Annotated in this window: 19 protein-coding genes and 1 pseudogene; 11 read left to right on the forward strand and 9 right to left on the reverse strand. The window is 67.5% G+C overall.

Annotated elements, in window-relative coordinates; genetic code table 11:
• Positions 1-561 (forward strand): annotated as a pseudogene (locus tag A9X03_RS14040) (mammalian cell entry protein); the annotation flags it as partial.
• Here the strand turns inward: A9X03_RS14040 and A9X03_RS14045 are convergent.
• The 3 genes from A9X03_RS14045 to A9X03_RS14055 are packed head-to-tail and all read right to left on the reverse strand — an operon-like array spanning position 540 to position 2,600.
• Positions 540-884 (reverse strand): MlaD family protein, encoded by a 345-nt coding sequence (locus tag A9X03_RS14045; RefSeq protein ID WP_068261574.1) that lies wholly within the window; start codon positions 882-884, stop codon positions 540-542. The pseudogene A9X03_RS14040 and the gene A9X03_RS14045 sit on opposite strands and share 22 nt — an antisense overlap.
• Before the next feature lie 11 nt (positions 885-895).
• A complete protein-coding gene (locus A9X03_RS14050; RefSeq protein WP_068261578.1) occupies positions 896-1,759 on the reverse strand; it encodes an ABC transporter permease in 864 nt (287 codons plus the stop codon).
• 1 nt (position 1,760) lies between these two features.
• Positions 1,761-2,600 carry an ABC transporter permease gene (locus tag A9X03_RS14055; protein ID WP_067753866.1) on the reverse strand — a complete coding sequence of 280 codons (840 nt, stop codon included), beginning with the start codon at positions 2,598-2,600 and terminating at the stop codon, positions 1,761-1,763.
• Positions 2,601-2,906: 306 nt separating this feature from the next.
• Between A9X03_RS14055 and A9X03_RS14060 the strand changes: the two genes are divergently transcribed.
• From A9X03_RS14060 to A9X03_RS14080, 5 genes are all read left to right on the forward strand, one after another.
• Complete coding sequence (locus tag A9X03_RS14060; RefSeq protein ID WP_067753863.1) at positions 2,907-3,506, forward strand: TetR family transcriptional regulator; 600 nt, start codon at positions 2,907-2,909, stop codon at positions 3,504-3,506.
• A 54-nt stretch (positions 3,507-3,560) separates the two neighbouring features.
• Positions 3,561-3,842 carry a phosphoribosyl-ATP diphosphatase gene (locus tag A9X03_RS14065; protein WP_067783712.1) on the forward strand — a complete coding sequence of 94 codons (282 nt, stop codon included), beginning with the start codon at positions 3,561-3,563 and terminating at the stop codon, positions 3,840-3,842.
• Positions 3,843-3,844: 2 nt separating this feature from the next.
• Positions 3,845-4,702: an ATP phosphoribosyltransferase gene (gene hisG, locus A9X03_RS14070; protein ID WP_068261581.1), complete on the forward strand. Its 858-nt coding sequence runs from the start codon at positions 3,845-3,847 to the stop codon at positions 4,700-4,702.
• Positions 4,703-4,884: 182 nt separating this feature from the next.
• Positions 4,885-5,394, forward strand: coding sequence for a DUF4126 domain-containing protein (locus A9X03_RS14075; protein ID WP_068017099.1), 510 nt, complete (start codon positions 4,885-4,887; stop codon positions 5,392-5,394).
• Positions 5,391-6,773 carry an FAD-containing oxidoreductase gene (locus tag A9X03_RS14080; protein WP_068017096.1) on the forward strand — a complete coding sequence of 461 codons (1,383 nt, stop codon included), beginning with the start codon at positions 5,391-5,393 and terminating at the stop codon, positions 6,771-6,773. The genes A9X03_RS14075 and A9X03_RS14080 overlap by 4 nt, the downstream gene beginning before the upstream one ends.
• 125 nt (positions 6,774-6,898) lie before the next feature.
• Here A9X03_RS14080 and A9X03_RS14085 read toward each other — a convergent pair whose 3' ends face one another.
• The gene (locus tag A9X03_RS14085; RefSeq protein WP_067753848.1) at positions 6,899-8,170 is read right to left on the reverse strand and encodes a DEAD/DEAH box helicase; all 1,272 of its coding nucleotides are present in this window, start codon (positions 8,168-8,170) and stop codon (positions 6,899-6,901) included.
• Positions 8,171-8,437: 267 nt separating this feature from the next.
• The gene (locus A9X03_RS14090; protein WP_067886818.1) at positions 8,438-9,328 is read right to left on the reverse strand and encodes a RecB family exonuclease; all 891 of its coding nucleotides are present in this window, start codon (positions 9,326-9,328) and stop codon (positions 8,438-8,440) included.
• Positions 9,329-9,401: 73 nt separating this feature from the next.
• Here A9X03_RS14090 and trmI point away from each other — a divergent pair, with 73 nt between their 5' ends.
• Entirely contained in the window at positions 9,402-10,244 is an 843-nt protein-coding gene (trmI, locus tag A9X03_RS14095; protein WP_067753845.1) for a tRNA (adenine(58)-N(1))-methyltransferase TrmI, read from the forward strand.
• Positions 10,245-10,252: 8 nt separating this feature from the next.
• On the opposite strand, the gene A9X03_RS14100 is transcribed toward trmI, so the two are convergent.
• Together A9X03_RS14100 and A9X03_RS14105 are read right to left on the reverse strand one after the other, a co-directional pair.
• Positions 10,253-10,546, reverse strand: coding sequence for a DUF503 domain-containing protein (locus tag A9X03_RS14100; RefSeq protein ID WP_067783723.1), 294 nt, complete (start codon positions 10,544-10,546; stop codon positions 10,253-10,255).
• 8 nt (positions 10,547-10,554) lie between these two features.
• Positions 10,555-11,190, reverse strand: coding sequence for a hypothetical protein (locus A9X03_RS14105; RefSeq protein WP_067783726.1), 636 nt, complete (start codon positions 11,188-11,190; stop codon positions 10,555-10,557).
• Between the two features lie 310 nt (positions 11,191-11,500).
• Between A9X03_RS14105 and arc the strand changes: the two genes are divergently transcribed.
• Complete coding sequence (gene arc / locus A9X03_RS14110) at positions 11,501-13,330, forward strand: proteasome ATPase (protein ID WP_068017111.1); 1,830 nt, start codon at positions 11,501-11,503, stop codon at positions 13,328-13,330.
• An 87-nt stretch (positions 13,331-13,417) separates the two neighbouring features.
• Here arc and A9X03_RS14115 read toward each other — a convergent pair whose 3' ends face one another.
• Positions 13,418-14,062 (reverse strand): hypothetical protein, encoded by a 645-nt coding sequence (locus A9X03_RS14115; protein ID WP_067753819.1) that lies wholly within the window; start codon positions 14,060-14,062, stop codon positions 13,418-13,420.
• Positions 14,063-14,071: 9 nt separating this feature from the next.
• Positions 14,072-15,262, reverse strand: a complete 1,191-nt coding sequence (locus A9X03_RS14120) for a hypothetical protein (protein WP_082950448.1) — start codon at positions 15,260-15,262, stop codon at positions 14,072-14,074.
• Between the two features lie 171 nt (positions 15,263-15,433).
• Here A9X03_RS14120 and dop point away from each other — a divergent pair, with 171 nt between their 5' ends.
• The 3 genes from dop to prcB form a co-directional block, all read left to right on the forward strand.
• Positions 15,434-16,942: a pup deamidase/depupylase gene (dop, locus tag A9X03_RS14125; protein ID WP_067887532.1), complete on the forward strand. Its 1,509-nt coding sequence runs from the start codon at positions 15,434-15,436 to the stop codon at positions 16,940-16,942.
• A gap of 116 nt (positions 16,943-17,058) precedes the next feature.
• Positions 17,059-17,253 (forward strand): ubiquitin-like protein Pup, encoded by a 195-nt coding sequence (locus tag A9X03_RS14130; RefSeq protein WP_067753803.1) that lies wholly within the window; start codon positions 17,059-17,061, stop codon positions 17,251-17,253.
• Positions 17,250-17,916, forward strand: a 667-nt coding sequence (gene prcB / locus A9X03_RS14135) for a proteasome subunit beta (protein ID WP_067783729.1), incomplete at its 3' end; no start/stop codon positions are given. The genes A9X03_RS14130 and prcB, both read left to right, overlap by 4 nt.

Below are 17,916 nucleotides of genomic sequence, written 5' to 3' on the forward strand. Positions count from 1 at the left end.
CCCAACTACGTCCACATCGACCTCAAGGAAGAATTCGCCGGCTCGATCCCGGCCAACGTGACCGCGCGCGTGGTGCCCAGCAATGTCTTCGCCGTGTCGTCGGTTCAGTTGGTGGGCTCCCCGAACCGGGAGCGCCCAGCGGCAACGATCCGCGACGGGGCGCATATTCCGGAGGACAAGCGGCTTCCGACGGTGTTGTTCCAGACGACCGTGACGAAGTTGCGCGACCTGCTCGCCGCGGCGGGCCGCGACCGGGACGACCGGTCGGTGGGGATCCTGGCCGCGCTGGGCGCCGCCACCGATCACCGCCGCGTCAGCCTCCTGAACGCCGGCGCGCAATTGAATCGCCTTCTCGACCAGCTCAATTCGATTGTCAGCACCGACGCCGGCCCCTCGACGGTGTCCGCGTTGCTGGATGCGACTCGGGGGCTGGCGCAGACCGCCCCCGATTTGCTCGACGCGCTGCACCAGGCCGTCGAGCCGATGCGGACCTTCGCCGAGACGCGCGGTCAGCTGGCCGCGTTGCTGTCGGGCGCTGACTACACGGTCGGCACCACGCGCGCGGTCACGTTGGCCGGGATCGAGCCGGCGAATTCTTCCTTGAGGTCGATGTGGACGTAGTTGGGGTTGCCGTGCGCCGCGGGCACGACGCCGTCGACCATGCCGACCAGCACACCGTGGTATTTCACGTCCGACCTCTGCGGCAGGCCGTCGCCCACGTTCACCAGATCGGCGACCACGCGGACGTAATCGTTGAGTCTGCCAGTGGATTTGACCAACATCGCGGTGGTGAGCAGCGCGCTGACCACCACGACCGCGATGCCGATGCCGAACAGCTGCCGGTCGGACGGGCCGCGCCCGTCCAGCTCAAAGGAGTTCGGCATGTTCCCCCGACCTACCCGCCGAACCGTGCGCCGGAGTCGACGCCCCACAGCGCCATGGTGAGCAGCATGTTCACGATGATCACGACGGTGATGCTGGCCCGCATGCCGTGGCCCGCGGCGACCCCGACGCCCTCCGGTCCGCCGCCGGCGTAGTACCCGTAGTAGCACTGGATCGTGGAGGCGATCCAGACGAAGGTGACGGCCTTGATCAGGGAATAGACGATGTCCTGCCCCGCCAGCATCAACGTGAAGTAGTGCAGGTAGGAACCGGTCGAGCCACCGCTGCCCAGTCCCACCACCACTTGGGTGCTCAGGTAGCCGATCGCCAGGCATGCGGCGTACAGCGGGACGATCGCCACCACCGAGGCGATCAGCCGGGTGGTGACGAGGTACGGAATCGGCCGGATCGCAATCGATTCCATGGCATCGATCTCTTCGGCGATGCGCATGGAGCCCAGTTGGGCGGTGAAGCGGCAGCCGCCCTGCATGGCGAAGGCCAGCGATGCCATCAGCGGGGCCAGCTCGCGGGTGTTGACCAACGACGAGACGAAACCGGTGGCGGGCCCCAGGCCGAGCAGGTCCAGGAAGTTGTAGCCCTCGATTCCCACGAGCGCCCCGACCGTCATGCCGAGCACGACGGCCACGCCGGCGGTGCCGCCGCCCACCACGATCGAGCCGTTGCCCCAGGTGATGTTCGACAGCAACCGCAGGAACTCGCCCCGGTACTGGCGCAGGGCAAGCGGGACCGCGACGAGCGCGCGGACGAAGAAGACCAGCAGGTGCCCGAGCCGAATGATCGGCACTTTGCCCCGTCGGTAGAGCCGGACGAGCGGGACCGAAATCGGTGCCAACGGTTGATAAGCGGACGTCGTCATGTCACAGCCCCGTCCTGGGGGACAACATGATGTAGAGCTGGCTGATGGCGACGTTGACAATCATCAGTAGCAGGATGGCCTCGACGACCGCCGCGTTCACCGAGTTTGCGACGCCCGTAGGTCCGCCCTTGGTGGACAAGCCTTTCTGGCTCGACACGATGGCCACGATGGCGCCGAACACGACCGCCTTGACCAGCGCCAGGATCATGTCGTCGGTCGTCGCGAAGGAGGCGAACGTCGACACGAAGCTGCCCGGCGCCCCGTTCTGGAAGTACACGTTGAACATGTAGCTCGCGAAGAATCCGGCGAAGCACACGACTCCGGTGAGGGCCACGCCGATCATCACCGCGGCGGCCAACCGGGGGACCACCAGACGACGGATCACCGAGACGCCCATCACCTCCATCGCGTCGGTCTCTTCGCGCATCGTTCGCGAGCCCAGATCGGCGGTGATGGCCGATCCGACGGCCGACGCCATCAGCACCGCGGCCACCAGCGATGCTCCCTGCCGGATGACCGCCAGGCCGCTGGCGGCCCCGGCCAGCGACGTGGCCCCAACCTGGCCGGCCAGCAGTGCGAACTGGATGGACAGCGTGACGCTGATCGGCAGTGACACCAGGATGGTCGGCAACACCGCGGTGCCTGCCATGAATGCGCCCTGGCGGACGAACTCCTGCCACTGAAATCGCCCGGTCATCAGGTCGAAGAAGAAATACTGTGCCGTGCGCACGCCCAAGACGAACTGTTCGCCCACCGTGGTCAGCGACGCGACGGGATGGCGCTTGACGTACCCGACCGACCAGTTCCGGATCGCGACGACACCATCGAGTTGCGTCGTCATAGCGGCGTGACCCAAAGCCCGCACAGCAAACTTATGGCAACCGTCATCGACTATCAGCTACCGCTTCCATCGGCCCTCTCCCCACCCCTGAATTCCTGAGTGCCGAGCAGACGACTTCCGACGCCGTCGAAGCCAATTCTTATTAAAATAATGTCAACAGGCGCCCAAGACTCTGCAGCTCATCGGTGTGTGCCGCATCACGTTAGCCTACTTGATAGCGACTTTCAATAGTGTAGAGTCACTCATCTGAGTTCGTCGCTGGACAGCGCCGCGGGGTTCCAATGTCGGATTGACGAAGGTGAAGGCATGCCCTCAGCAAACACCGGCTCGTTGCGGGACCGGCGTCGTGCTGAGCTAGTTTCGCAGATCCAGCAGACCGCCCAGCGGCTTTTCGCCGAACGCGGCTTCGACGCCGTGACGACCGAGGAGATCGCCTCGGCGGCCGGCGTATCGATCAGCACCTATTTCCGGTACGCACCCACCAAGGAGAGCCTGCTCGTCGGTCCCGTCCGGGAGGCCAGCGCCGAGATCGTCGAGTCCTACAGCGCGAGACCACCGGACGAGTCACCGGTCGAGGCGTTGATTCGGCTGTTCGTCGCGCGCGCCCAAGAGGTCATCGAAGTCCAGACGCTGGACACCTGGCGCCAGGCCGTCGCCACCGCCCCGCGGTTGCTGAGCCAATCGGTGCTGGTCACCGAGATCGAACACCGCGAATTCGTCGAGCAAGTGGCGTCCCGCATGGGCGTCGACGCGGCGGCAGACGTCCGGCCCGCGCTGTTGGTGCACACCAGCTTGGCCACGGCCAAATTCGTCATCGACCGCTGGCTCACCCAGCCCCCCGACGGCCCGGAGTTTCACGTTCAGCTCGAAGAGGCGCTGCGCATGACGCTCGCCGGGTTCGACTGACCGGCGGCGCAAAACGTCACCGGCGGAAACCGCCGTGACTTTGCTCGCCGCCGCGTGAAACAATCGCTGGCCGTGAAGACGTTTGAGGATCTGTTCGCCGAGTTGGGCGAGCGCGCCCGTAGCCGGCCGGCCGGCAGCGCGACGGTTGCCGCCCTGGACGGTGGCATCCACGGGTTGGGCAAGAAGATCCTCGAAGAGGCCGGCGAGGTATGGCTCGCCGCCGAACACGAACCCGACGAGGCGCTGGCCGAGGAGATCAGCCAGTTGCTCTACTGGACGCAGGTGTTGATGATCGCGCGTGGCCTGTCGCTCGACGACGTCTACCGGAAGCTCTGACGATGTTGCGGGTCGCGGTTCCCAACAAGGGCACGCTGAGCGAGCCGGCCAGCGAGATTCTCGCGGAGGCGGGCTACCGTCGTCGCACCGACTCCAAGGACCTCACCGTCATCGACCCGGTCAACCAGGTCGAGTTCTTCTTCCTGCGGCCCAAAGACATTGCGATCTATGTGGGTTCGGGGCAGCTCGATTTCGGCATCACCGGACGCGATCTGGTCCGCGACTCGGACGCGCCGGTGCGCGAGAGGCTGGCCTTGGGTTTCGGGTCGTCGAGTTTTCGCTACGCCGGCCCGGCCGGGCGTGAGTGGACGACGGCGGACCTGGCCGGTAAGCGGATCGCGACCGCGTACCCCCATCTGGTGCGAAAAGATCTGGCGGAACGCGGCATTGAAGCGACCGTCATCCGACTCGACGGGGCGGTGGAGATTTCGGTGCAGCTCGGCGTGGCCGACGCCATCGCCGACGTGGTCGGCTCCGGGCGCACGCTGAGCCTGCACGACCTGGTGGCCTTCGGCGATCCGCTGTGCGATTCGGAGGCGGTGCTGATCGAGGGCGCCGACCCGGGCGGCCAGGGCGGCACGCGAGCGGCGCGCGATCAGCTGGTGGCGCGGATCCAGGGTGTGGTTTTCGGGCAGCAATACCTGATGCTCGACTATGACTGCCCGCGTTCCGTCCTGGAAAAGGCCACGGCGATCACGCCGGGTTTGGAGTCGCCGACCATCGCGCCGCTCGCCGATCCGGACTGGGTCGCGATCCGCGCGCTCGTGCCCCGCCGTGGCGTGAACGAGATCATGGACGAGCTGGCCGCCATCGGCGCCAAAGCCATTCTGGCTTCCGACATCAGGTTTTGCCGGTTCTGACCAACCGCTCGAGCGTCACGCTAGCGTGACGCTCGGCGCCGGCGGTCACGCTAGCGTGACGCTCGAGGCGGGTGCCGCGACCGCGGCTGTGTTAGCGTCCGCCTAGGGCTGTTTGCCCGTGTCACCCTCATGGGCCGTCATCCCTCACCACTGCCGGCTGTTCGATCCCCAGGAGGGTCTTCGTGACACACGCGCTTATTCTGCTGCTGGCTTTACTGATTGGCGTCATCGCCGGGCTGCGTTCGCTGACGGCCCCCGCCGTGGTCGCCTGGGCGGCCTATCTTGGCTGGCTCGACCTGCATGGCACGTGGGCGTCGTGGATGGCCAACATCATCACGGTCATCGTCTTCACCGTTCTCGCGGTCGGCGAACTGGTCAACGACAAGCTGCCCAAGACGCCGGCCCGCACGGCGCCGCCGATCTTCGCCGCCAGGATCGTCATGGGCGGATTGGCGGGGGCTGCGCTCGGCGCCTGGCCGCACTGGACCTTCACCGCGCTCGGGGCCGGCGTCATCGGCGCGGTGCTCGGCACACTCGGCGGCTATCAGGCGCGCAAGCGGCTGGCCGCCGTGGCCGGAAGGGACCTGCCCATCGCGCTGCTCGAGGATGCGGTCGCGATCTTGGGCGGGTTCGCCATCGCCGCGGTTACGGGTCACGTGCTGACGGAATACATCCTGACGGCCGTTAAGTGACACAGCATTTCGACGCGATCATCGTCGGCGCCGGGCAGGCCGGGCCCCCGTTGGCCGGGCGGCTGACTGGGGCCGGGCAACGGGTTGCGCTGGTGGAGCGCAAACTGATCGGCGGCACATGCGTGAACACCGGATGCATCCCGACCAAGACCCTGGTCGCCAGCGCGTACGCTGCCCACCTCGCGCGCCGCGGTGCGGATTTCGGAGTGGCGACCGGACCGGTCAGCGTGGACATGGCGAAAGTCAAGGCACGCAAGGACGAAATCATGCTGGGCGACCGAAAGGGCGTCGAGGACTGGTTGGCGGGAATGGACGGTTGCACCGTCTTTCGTGGGCACGCAAGGTTCGAGGACCCGCACACGTTGCGTGTCGACTCCCGAGACGGGCAAGACGTGCTGCACGCCGACCGGATCTTCCTCAACGTCGGCGGTCGCGCGGTGGTGCCGGAAATCCCCGGGCTCTCCGACATCGAGTTCTTGACCAACGTCTCGATCCTCGAACTCGACACGCTGCCAAGCCACCTCGTCATTCTCGGCGGTAGCTACATCGCGCTGGAGTTCGCCCAGATGTACCGGCGCTTCGGCGCCCGGGTGACCGTCGTCGAGCGGGGTTCCCGGCTGGCATCCCGCGAGGACGAGGACGTGTCCGCCACCGTCCGCGACATCCTGGAGGGCGAGGACATCGACGTCATCGTCGGTGCGGATGACGTGCGAATCACCAAGAAGGACAATGGCTTTGAACTGACCCCGAGCGCCGGCGCCGCCCCGGTCGCCGGCAGTCACCTGCTGCTGGCCGTGGGCCGACGGCCCAACACCGACGACCTGGGCCTCGAGGCGGCCGGTGTGCAGACCGACGCCCGCGGCTACATCGTCGTCGACGACCAACTCAAGACGAACGTCGACCACATCTGGGCGATGGGAGACTGCAACGGCAAAGGCGCCTTCACCCACACCTCTTACAACGATTTCGAGATCGTCGCCGCCAACCTGCTCGACGACGACCCGCGCCGGGTCAGCGACCGCATCACCACCTACGCGCTCTACATCGACCCGCCGCTGGGGCGTGCCGGGATGACCGTTGACCAGGTACGTGCGTCGGGACGCAAGGCGCTGGTAGGCAAGCGTCCGATGACGCGGGTCGGCCGGGCGGTGGAAAAGGGTGAGACGCAAGGGTTTATGAAAGTCGTCGTGGATGCCGACACCCGGGAGATACTGGGAGCGGCCATCTTCGGCGTCGGCGGCGACGAGGCCGTTCACGAGATCCTGGACGTCATGTCGGCCAAAGCGCCCTACACGACGCTGGCTCGCACCATGCACATCCATCCCACCGTCAGCGAGCTCATTCCCACGATGCTGCAGGAGATGACGCCGCTGCACTAGTGGCGATCGCAAGCGCGGCGTTGGCCGGGCGCGGCGGGTCGCCACCATTGGCTAGTGGCGATCGCAAGCGCGGCGTTGGCCGGGCGCGGCGGGTCGCCACCGCCACCATTGGCTAGTGGCAGTCCCTACCGCGACGCCGGGGCGGGGCGACGCGAGCGGCGTCGCCTGTTGCGCGCCGCGCTCGCCCGGGGCGCACGAGTCGCCACCGGGGCCGGCGCGACGACCTCGCGTGGCGCCGGCTGGCCGGCCAGGGCGTGGATGACGGGGGAGGCCGCGGTTACCTGCTGGGGCACGGCGCGAATGGCAGCCTTGCGCATCATCGATTCGGCGTCCCGGCGTTGGTCGGGCAACACGATGGTGACCACGTCGCCGGAAGCGCCGGCGCGGGCCGTGCGGCCGGACCGGTGCAGGTAGGCCTTGTGCTCCGGCGGCGGGTCGACATGGACGACCAGCTCGATGTTGTCGACGTGCACGCCACGCGCGGCGATGTCCGTTGCCACAAGCACTCTCGCGTGACCGGCCGCGAACGCCGCCAGGTTTCGGTCGCGCACGTTCTGGGAAAGGTTGCCGTGCAACTCGACCGACGGGATGCCGGACTGCGTGAGTTGGCGGGCCAGCTTCCGGGCCTGATGCTTGGTCCGCATGAACAGGATTCGCCGGGATTCGCCCGAGGCCAACCGGTGCACCAGGTCCTTCTTGGCCTGGGGTCCGTCGACACAGAAGAGATGATGTGTCATCGCGGGAGTCACGGATGCCGGTTCGGCGACCGATCGCGTCACGGGGTCGCTGAGGAATCGCTTCACCAGGGTGTCGACCGCGGCATCGAGAGTGGCCGAGAACAGCATCCGCTGCCCGGCCGCCGGCGTGGCCGCCAAGATGCGGGTGACCGTGGGCAGGAAGCCCAGATCGGCCATGTGGTCGGCCTCGTCGATCACGGTCACCTGTACGGCGCTCAGCGTGACGATGCCCTGCTTCATCAGGTCGTCCAGCCGGCCCGGGCAGGCGACGACGATGTCGACGCCGGATTTCAGCGCCGCGGCCTGCCGGTGCTGCGGCACCCCGCCGAAGACGGTGGTCACGCGCAGACCCCGAACCGCGGCGAGCGGCGCGATGGTCGCGGCGATCTGCGTCGCGAGTTCGCGGGTGGGCGCCAACACCAGCCCGGTCGGCTTGCCCGGTCGGCGGTTACCCGCATCGAGTCGGCTCACCAGCGGGATCGAGAAGGCGAGCGTCTTGCCGCTACCGGTCTTGCCGCGGCCCAACACATCACGGCCGGCAAGCGTGTCCGGCAGGGTCTCGATCTGGATTGGGAACGGCCGGTGGGCGCCGCCCTTGGCGAGCGCGTCAACCAGCGGTGGGCTCACCCCGAGGTGCGCAAATGTTTTGTCTTCAAGCATGTTTCACTGTCCCTAAAGCGTCGGTGGTAGCGAGATTGCCCGTATGGCAACGTCGATCGCCGCGACTCGAGGCTGTGCGGAGCGCACCTAGTCATCTCGGACTCGGCGCCCCGCGGGGATCTGAGAGGAAATAACGAATCGATCACGACGTGCTGGCAAGCCATTTGGCGCCAACGTTGACAACAGCCTACCGCACTCGCCGATGAACTATTGCGTCCGGACGCTCAGGCCGCAATGACGCTCGTCACACCTACGGACGGGCTGCGATCACGCCGCCGGTTCGGTCGGCTGCGAAACGCCTTGTGACAGTGCGATATCCGGCCATCCGGGGTAGGTTGGCGGGGTTCCGCCGAACAACGGGCAGTACTGCTGGTGGGGGCACCAGTCACACAACCGCGACTGGCTGGGACGGAAATCGCCGGTCCGGCCTGCGGATTGGATGGCACGCCACATCGCCATCAGGGTCTTCTCGAAGCGCAGCAACTCGTCGTGGTCGGGCGAATAATCCAACACCTGCCCGTCCGCGAGGTAGATGAGCCGCAGCCGAGTGGGTGGTACGCCGCGCGTGCGCAGCAGGGCCACCGCGTAGAACTTCATCTGGAACATCGCCTTGAACTCGGCCAGGGCCCGCGCCGCCGGCGGGGCCTTGCCGGTCTTGTAATCGACCACCCGGGTCTCCCCGGTGGCGGCGAGGTCGATCCGGTCGATGAATCCGCGCAGCAGCGTGCCGTCGGCGAGCTCGACCTCCACGCGCTCCTCGCAGCACTGCGGATCGAAGCGCGTCGGGTCCTCGAGGCGGTAGTAACCGAAGAGCAGCGCCCGAGCCTCGGCGATCAGCTGGCCGCGCTGCTCGGTATCGAAGTCGCCGGCCAGGTCGGGCGTCGCGGCGATCACCTGTTCCCAGGCCGGCTCGACCAGCGCCAGCGCGGTGTCGGGGCCGCGCTGCGCGGCGGGCAGCCCGTACAGCTGCTGCAGCGCCGCGTGCACCACCGAGCCGCGCAGTTGTGCGGCCGACGGCGCCTCGGGCAACCGATCGATCGCCCGGAACCGGTAGAGCAACGGACACTGCTTGAAGTCCGCCGCCCTCGACGGGGACAGCGCCGGTTTCGACGCCGGTCTTGCAGCCGGCCGCGCGAGTGCCTGCGGCTGGTCGGTCATGTCCGCAGCGTAGAACCGGGTGCCGACAACCCCGAGCACCGCCCGCGGCGAGTCGGCTGGCACGCTAGACGGCGTGTCCGCAACCGGCCCGTTCACCGTCGGGGAACGCGTCCAACTCACCGACGCCAAAGGCCGGCACTACACGATGGCGCTCACCCCCGGCGCGGAGTTCCATACCCATCGCGGCTCGATCGCACACGACGCGTTGATCGGGCAGGAGCAGGGCACTGTGGTCAAGTCCAGCAACGGTGCGCCCTTCCTGGTGCTGCGCCCGCTGCTGGTCGACTACATCATGTCGATGCCCCGCGGCCCGCAGGTCATCTATCCCAAGGACGCCGCGCAGATCGTGCACGAAGGCGACATCTTCCCGGGCGCGCGCGTGCTGGAGGCCGGGGCCGGATCGGGGGCGCTGACCTGCTCGCTGCTGCGTGCGGTCGGACCCGACGGGCGGGTGGTCTCCTACGAGCAGCGCGCCGACCACGCCGAGCACGCCCGCCGCAACGTCTCGGTGTTCTACGGCCGGCCGCCCGACAACTGGGAGCTGATCGTCAGCGACGTCGCCGACTCCGATTGGCCCGACGGCTCGTTCGACCGCGCCGTGCTCGACATGCTCGCGCCGTGGGAGGTGCTCGACGCAGTCGCCCGGCTGCTGATCCCCGGCGGCGTGCTGATGGTCTACGTCGCCACCGTGACCCAGCTGTCGCGGGTCGTCGAGGCCCTGCGTGCCCAGCAGTGCTGGACCGAACCCCGGTCGTGGGAGACGCTGCAACGCGGCTGGAACGTCGTCGGTCTGGCCGTTCGGCCGCAGCACTCCATGCGCGGGCATACCGCGTTCCTGGTCTTCACGCGACGGCTCGCGCCCGGCGTCGTCGCGCCGGCGCCGTTGGGGCGCAAACGCGAGGGCCGCGACGGCTGACCGGGGCCTCAATCGTCGCTGCGCTGCAGGCCCCGTCGCACCGACAGCAGCTCGAACTCGGGGTGCCCGGCCACCAGCCGTTCGGCCGCATCGAGGACGTCGACGGCATGGCTTCGGTCGCCGGACACCGTGGCCACGCCGATGCCGGCGCGCCGATACAGCTCGTGCGAACCCGTCTCGGCCGCCGACACGCTGAACTTGCGTTGCAGCTCGGCGACGACGGGGCGGATCACCGACCGCTTCTGTTTGAGCGACCGGACATCGCCGAGCAGCACGTCGAACTCGAGCCAGCCGATCCACATGCCGCGGGTCAACCGGGTGGGCTCGGCGTCGGGCCGGGCTCGGGCGGCGGCGCGGGAGCCGGGGCGGGTTGCGGCGCAGGTGCGGGCGCAGGGGCAGGCTCGGGAGGCGGTGCCGGGTTGGGCGGCGGTGTCGCGGGTGACTTGCCCAGTGCCAACAGCATTTCGGCGGTTCGCCGAGATAACTGCCAACCGCCTTGGAACGGCGTGAATTCCATCGGGAAGTGGAAGCTGGCGTTGGGCCGCTGGGCGGTGTTGACGTCGATGTTGGCCACCACGTTGCCGGGGGTCTTGTCGGACCAGGCGATGTCGTGCGCGACGAAGGTCATCGGCAGGTAGCCGTTGTCGCGCAACGCGTTGGTGAACTTGTCCAACGTGTCCGCGCTCTCGGGGGTGGCGCCTTCGACCAAAGTCACCTTGTTGATACCGGGTACGTTCGGGTCGGCGAGCCGGGTCAAGATGTCGGTAAGGGCTTCAGGCGTCGGCAGCGGGGTAGTCGGAGGTACGACAACCGTGCTCGACGTGGCGGGGGCCGCCGCGGGCATGGAGGAGGCGATGCGGGGTTGCTGATGCGACGAACATCCCGAAATCCCGACCGCCGCCAAGACGGTGACGGCGCTCACTGCTGCGGACAGGTGTCGGCGCATCCAGTCGATCAGGCCGGTCGGGGGGTCGGGGCGCTTCCCGAAGTGGGCGCCCGCCGCGCGGTCGGGCCAACGGGTGCAACTGAACTCACACTCGCGGTCGCCACGCCGACGTCGGCGGTGCCGGTAAAGCCTGTGGCGAGGCTTTTTGCGGTCACGGCGGCCCTTTCGATCAGCGAGATTAGTGGCCGAGATTACCAGCGAGACGAAAATCTTAACTTTTCGTGGGTATTTGACTCCGCACATCATTGGTCAATCGCCGGTAGCTTTGAAGTATCCACCGCGCCAATTCGGTGTGGGAAAGGAGCGCAACATGGGTGGCTCAGAGCGTTCTGAATCATTCGGTACCCCCCGCGAGTCAGGCATGTCCAGCGGCGATGCTGCCGAATTGGAAGAATTACGCCGCGAGGCAGCGTTGCTGCGCGAGCAACTCGAGCATGCAGCGGGGGCGCAAGGCGGCGCCCGCTCTGCGCGTGATGTGCATCAGCTCGAAGCCCGGATCGACTCACTTGCGGCCCGCAACTCGAAGTTGATGGAGACGCTCAAAGAGGCGCGCCAGCAACTACTCGCGTTGCGTGAGGAAGTCGACCGGCTCGGGCAGCCGCCGAGTGGCTACGGCGTGTTGCTGGGCGCACACGAGGACGACACAGTCGACGTGTTCACCTCGGGCCGCAAGATGCGGCTGACGTGCTCGCCCAACATCGACGTCGGGTCGCTGCGGAAGGGCCAGACGGTCCGCCTCAACGAGGCGCTGACGGTCGTAGAGGCCGGCACCTACGAATCGGTCGGCGAGATCTCCACGTTGCGCGAACTGCTGGCCGACGGGCACCGGGCGTTGGTTGTCGGTCATGCCGACGAAGAACGCATCGTGTGGCTCGCCGAGCCGCTGGTGGCCGAGGACCTGCCGGAAGGGCATCCCGACGCGCTCAACGACGACACCAGGCCGCGCAAGTTGCGGCCTGGCGACTCGTTGCTGGTGGACACCAAGGCCGGCTACGCGTTCGAGCGCATTCCCAAGGCCGAGGTCGAAGACCTGGTGCTGGAAGAGGTGCCCGACGTCAGCTACTCCGACATCGGTGGTCTGACGCGCCAGATCGAGCAGATCCGCGACGCCGTGGAGCTGCCGTTCCTGCACAAGGAGCTGTATCGGGAGTACGCGCTGCGCCCGCCCAAGGGTGTGCTGCTGTACGGCCCGCCCGGTTGCGGGAAGACGCTGATCGCGAAGGCGGTGGCGAATTCGTTGGCCAAGAAGATGGCCGAGGTCCGTGGCGACGACGCGCGCGAGGCGAAGTCCTACTTCCTCAACATCAAGGGCCCCGAGCTGCTGAACAAGTTCGTCGGCGAGACCGAGCGCCACATCCGGCTGATCTTCCAGCGGGCCCGGGAGAAGGCGTCCGAGGGAACGCCCGTGATCGTGTTCTTCGACGAGATGGACTCGATCTTCCGCACCCGTGGTACCGGCGTCTCGTCGGACGTCGAGACCACCGTCGTCCCGCAGCTGCTGAGCGAGATCGACGGCGTCGAGGGTCTGGAGAACGTCATCGTGATCGGCGCCTCCAACCGCGAGGACATGATCGACCCCGCGATCCTGCGGCCCGGCCGTCTGGACGTGAAGATCAAGATCGAGCGTCCGGATGCCGAAGCGGCGCAAGACATCTTCTCGAAGTACCTGGTCGAGACCCTGCCGGTGCACGCCGACGACCTCGCCGAGTTCGGGGGCGACCGGTCGGCCTGCATCCACGCGATGATCGAAAAGGTCGTCGAGCGGATGTACGCCGAGATCGACGACAACCGGTTCCTGGAGGTCACCTACGCCAACGGTGACAAGGAAGTCATGTACTTCAAGGACTTCAACTCCGGGGCGATGATCCAGAACGTCGTCGACCGGGCGAAGAAGAACGCGATCAAGTCGGTGCTGGAGACCGGGCAACCGGGTCTGCGCATCCAGCACCTGCTCGACTCGATCGTCGACGAATTCGCCGAGAACGAGGACCTGCCCAACACCACCAACCCCGATGACTGGGCGCGGATTTCGGGCAAGAAGGGCGAGCGGATCGTCTACATCCGCACCCTGGTCACCGGCAAGAGCTCGAGCGCATCGCGGGCCATCGACACCGAATCCAACCTGGGCCAGTACCTGTAGGGCGCGCTTGCTCAGGGTTCGGGTCGCGGCGCCGCGACACTCAAAACCGCGCGCACGACACGCCGCGAGGGATGTGCGTGGCAGCCGTCAGTCGGTCACCAGCGAATAGCTGTTGGTCAGGTTGTCCTGCAGCACCTGGGCCGCCCGGGTCCGCGTGTCGACGCGCAGTTCGTCGGTGAGCACGCGCGGTTGGTAGCTCCACCCCGCCGGCAGGTCGAGCCGCTCGGCGAGCCCCGGCAGGTCCGCTTGCGACAGGTTGGGGTCGGCGACCTGGCTCAAGGTCTGCATCACCCAGTGCTGCCCTTGGGGGTCGATCAGCTCGTAGACCTGTTCACCGGCGTTGAAGACGAAGACCGTGTGCCGGTTGACCTTGTTCGGGATGTAGGGCGCCGGATTCATCGAAGAGAGCAGCACCGTGGCCTGCTGAATCATCTCGATACCGCCGAAAGTCTTCGTGATCTGAGGACCCTGGGCTTCCTTTTCGATGGCGTTCATCAGCCAGTACCGCGGACCGTTGAGCAGGGCTGCGGCCACGCCGTTTTCGGCGGCGATGGCGTGCGGGTCGAGCGCGGACCACAGCTCGGCGGGACAGTCGTTGAGCGGGAAGCTGTTGTAAACCGTTGCCTGCGGGCCGGCTTCGCCGGCGGTTACCAGGAGCACTTCGCCGTAGCGTTTTCCTGCCAGGTCGAGCGCGTGTTTGCCGACGGCACGGTCGGACTCGGGGGCGGACACACGGTGAAGTTAGTCACTACGGTCGGTGTCGTCAACAGCACCCGCGGTCGGCGCGACGGCGCCGCGGTAGCGGTTGCGGGCGATCAGCGTGGCATGCAGGTCACCGATCAGCGGATCCAGGAAGGTGGACCGATACTCGGCGTCGCCGGCCGCGCGGGCGCTGATGTACATGAAGGTCAGCGCGCCCAGGAAAAGGCTCATGTGCACCAGCGAGTCCGGGACCGGCAGCGTGAAGCCCAACACCGTCGCGGTGCTCTTGTAGGTGTGGGTCCATTCGTTGAGCAGTTCCGGGCTCAGCACGATCAGGCCGAGAATCAAATAGATGGTGGCCGTGACCACCGCCACCACCAGGATCTGTGCCAGCTGGGACGCGGCCAGAACGAACACCACGTTGAGGCGTTCGCTCTTCCTCAACGGCGTGCTGTCCGGGGCGTCCGGCATGGTCGCGAACGGCGTGCCCGCGAGGTGCTCGGCGTCTCCGGGCAAGGCCGCCGCCGACTTCAGCGTCGGTCGCACCCGCTCCACCGTGGCCGAGATGACGAACGCCGCCGCGATGGAGACCAGGAACGCCATCGCCAGCCCGAGCCGGTTCCCGCTGATCGTGGCGGCCATCAGCCAGACGTAGGTGTTGAAGAAGACCAACGCCGTCAGCAGCACGACCGGCAACGCCCGGACCGCCAGCGCGCCGACCATGGTGAAGTGCGACAGCATCATGCGGACCGCCCAGCCGACCACCGAACCGACGCCGAAGCCGGTCAGGATCAGCACGACGGCGATGACGGCGGCCTGCTGCGGCAGCTGCGCAGCGTCTCCCGTCGCCACGCCGACGGACACCACCACCACGACCGACGCCGTCGCTATCGTCGCGCGCGCCCGCCCGTTGCGCGATCGCGACACCAGCCAGCCGACGACCGCCATCAGCGGGAGGCTGAGGCCGACGACGACGAGCACGAGCAGCTCCGAAGTCGTTGGTGTGCCGGTGATTTCGACGTCGTGGCCGCCGGTGATCAGATACACCAGCAGGATGCAGGCCTGCAGCGCCGCGTACGCCGCGAGCACCGGCGCCGCGCGCGGCCAGAGCCGGCGCCACCGGGCGCGCCTCGTCAGTACGGACGGCAAACCCCGCGCTAGGAACCAGCTTTCAGCCGCGCCGTTCACCGGACCGCGGCGGCGCGGGGCGCGGCGCAGACTTAGGTCCATGGCGGCTCACCCTACGACGGGCGCCCCGCTCGCGCTGGTCGTTGAGCGACTAGGGCCGCCTTCTCAACGCCCCGCCGCGCGGGGCGCATCGTCGGCGGGCCTAGCCCGATTGCCCGCCTTCTCAACGCCCCGCCGCGCGGGGCGCATCGTCGGCGGGCCTACGCTTAGGCCATGCAACGGATTATCGGGACGGAGGTCGAGTACGGCATTTCATCGCCGTCGGACCCGACGGCCAACCCGATCCTCACTTCGACCCAGGCGGTGCTGGCCTATGCCGCCGCCGCCGGCATTCAGCGCGCCAAACGCACCCGCTGGGACTACGAGGTGGAATCACCGTTGCGGGACGCCCGCGGTTTTGATCTGAGCCGCTCGGCGGGCCCGCCTCCAGTGGTCGACGCCGACGAAGTCGGCGCGGCCAACATGATCCTGACCAACGGCGCGCGGCTCTACGTCGACCACGCCCACCCCGAATACTCGGCGCCCGAGTGCACCGACCCGCTGGACGCGGTGATCTGGGACAAGGCCGGCGAACGCGTCATGGAGGCCGCCGCCAGGCACGTCGCCAGCGTGCCCGGGGCCGCCAAGCTGCAGCTCTACAAGAACAACGTCGACGGCAAGGGCGCCTCCTACGGGTCGCACGAGAACTACCTGATGTCGCGGCAGACACCGTTTTCGTCGATCATCGCGGGACTGACCCCTTTCCTGGTATCCCGCCAGGTGGTGACCGGCTCCGGCCGGGTCGGCATCGGGCCCTCCGGCGACGAGCCCGGCTTCCAGCTGTCCCAGCGCTCCGATTACATCGAGGTCGAGGTCGGCCTCGAGACCACCCTCAAGCGCGGCATCATCAACACCCGCGACGAACCGCACGCCGACGCGGACCGATACCGCCGGCTGCACGTCATCATCGGCGACGCCAACCTCGCCGAGACGTCGACCTACCTCAAGCTGGGCACGACGGCGCTGGTGCTGGACTTGATCGAGGTCGGCCCGGAACACGGGATCGACCTGAGCGACCTGGTGCTGGCCCGGCCGGTGCACGCGGTCCATGCGATCAGCCGCGATCCGTCGCTGCGGGTCGCCGTGGCCCTTGCCGACGGGCGGGAATTGACCGGCCTTGCGTTGCAACGGATTTACCTGGATCGGGTGGCGAAGCTCGTCGACAGCCGCGACCCCGATCCCCGCGCGGCCGACATCGTGGAGACCTGGGCGCAGGTGCTCGACCAACTCGAGCGGGACCCGATGGAGTGCGCCGAGCTGCTCGACTGGCCCGCCAAGCTGCGCCTGCTCGAGGGTTTCCGTCAGCGAGAGAACCTGAGCTGGTCGGCGCCAAGGCTGCACCTCGTCGACCTGCAATATTCCGACGTCCGGCTGGACAAGGGCCTGTACAACCGGCTCGTCGCCCGCGGCTCGATGAAGCGGTTGGTCACCGAGCACCAGGTGCTGGAGGCGGTGGACAACCCGCCGACCGACACGCGCGCGTACTTCCGCGGTGAGTGCCTGCGCAGGTTCGGTGCCGACATCGCCGCGGCCAGCTGGGACTCGGTCATCTTCGACCTCGGCGGTGACTCGTTGGTGCGCATACCGACGCTGGAGCCGCTGCGGGGCAGCAAGGCGCACGTCGGGGCGCTGCTGGACTCGGTGGATAGCGCCGCCGAACTGGTCGAACAACTCACCAGCTAAGCCGGTTAAACCGGGGAACGTCGGGGTTGACCGGTAGGGTAGAGATACCAGCGAGCAGTGTGGCTTAAAAGGCAAGCGAGCCGCTGAACAAGTTCAGATGAAGCAGGAGGCCGGCGATGGCTCAAGAGCAGACCAAGCGTGGCGGTGGTGGTGGCGACGACGACGATCTCGCCGACAGCACGGCCGCGGGCCAGGAGCGCCGCGAGAAGCTAGCCGAGGACACCGACGATCTGCTCGACGAGATCGACGACGTGCTCGAAGAGAACGCCGAAGATTTCGTCCGGGCATACGTCCAAAAGGGCGGACAGTGACCTGGCCCTTCTCCGATCGCCTGTCCACTAACTCCGCATTCCCGGGAACCCCCGCCGTAGACCTGTCGTCGTTTGCTGACTTCCTGCGCCGCCAAGCGCCGGAGCTGCTGCCGGCGAGCCTCGGTGGCGGTGCCCACGCCGATGGGGTGGGCTCGCAGCTGCCGCACGGCACCACCATCGTCGCCCTGAAGTTTCCCGGTGGCGTCGTCATCGCCGGGGACCGTCGCTCGACCCAGGGCAACATGATCGCCGGGCGCGACGTGAAAAAGGTCTATGTGACCGACGACTACACGGCGACCGGCATCGCGGGCACCGCGGCCATCGCCGTGGAGTTCGCCCGCCTCTACGCCGTCGAACTCGAGCACTACGAGAAGCTCGAAGGCGTGCCGCTCACGTTTGCCGGCAAGGTGAACCGACTGGCGATCATGGTGCGCGGAAACCTGGCCGCGGCGATGCAGGGCCTGGTGGCTCTGCCGCTGCTGGCGGGGTACGACATCGACGCGCCCGACCCCGAAGGCGCCGGCCGGATCGTCTCGTTCGACGCCGCCGGCGGCTGGAACCTGGAGGAAGAGGGTTATCAGTCGGTGGGGTCGGGCTCGATCTTCGCCAAGTCCTCCATAAAGAAGTTGTATTCGCGGGTCGTCGATGCCGATTCGGCGGTGC

The organism is Mycobacterium sp. E1715, assembly GCF_001667625.1.
Lineage (GTDB): Bacteria > Actinomycetota > Actinomycetes > Mycobacteriales > Mycobacteriaceae > Mycobacterium.